Raw genomic sequence first — 814 nt, forward strand, 5'->3', positions numbered from 1 at the left:
CCAGATTGCAGCACTTGCTCAATTTGCTTGATCAGATCCTGGTCGTCTGTCCCGCTCACCCGCACCTGATAGTCAATCGGTGTGATTGTAAACGTCAGCTCTGTCCCCTCTGGAATATAAATGTTGTTTCGATTCAACAGCACTTGCAGCTGCTGGTTAACCTGTCCCCGCTGATACACCTTTTCATTCTCAGCTTCCACTTCCACATGAAATGTGACATTCCGAAACACAGCATCCTGAAGGTTATAGTTTTGGGCCTTGCCTTTGAATAGCCATTCTGTTTCATTATCGTAAGCGGCCTGTCTTTCTGCAGCTGACAGATCACTTCTGAAATAAGGAGACTTTGAATTTTGGTACTTATCCTTAATATAGCCTAATGGATCAGACTTTGTTTTGTTAATCGCATTCATCCTGCTGTATTTTTCATCTAGTATTTTGATTCTGATATCACTCTCAGATTCATAGGGGTTTTGGGATTGAATCACTGTTTCTTCCCCTGTGTCTGTCACTGTTCGATCATTCGCTGATTGATACACTTTGCTGAACGTCCCGCTGTTTCCCGACACGCTGGTTTTAGAATAATTGAACTGATTGATTCCCCCAGTTGAAGATTGTGACTTAAGCCTGCTGTATGCCTTTTCCAGAACTGCCGCTGGATTTTCAGTCGCATTCTCCCGTTTGGCAGGCGCATTCTTGCTCAATATGTTCTGTGCCATCAGCTGAGTGCGGATAAATTGCCGATTCAGACGCATTGAATTCCCTCCCGAGTATTCTCTCTTATTCTTTTTTATCGGCAAAGATAATGTATATATTA

The 814-nt window shown here is 43.1% G+C and carries 1 protein-coding gene; it reads right to left on the reverse strand.

Annotation, left to right across the window (positions count from 1 at the left end; genetic code table 11):
* The coding region (locus ACWHAR_RS25595) for a DUF4885 family protein (protein WP_452088248.1) at positions 1–752 on the reverse strand (752 nt) is incomplete at its 3' end.
* Positions 753–814 lie beyond the last annotated feature (62 nt).

It is taken from the genome of Bacillus sp. LR--39 (assembly GCF_053613335.1).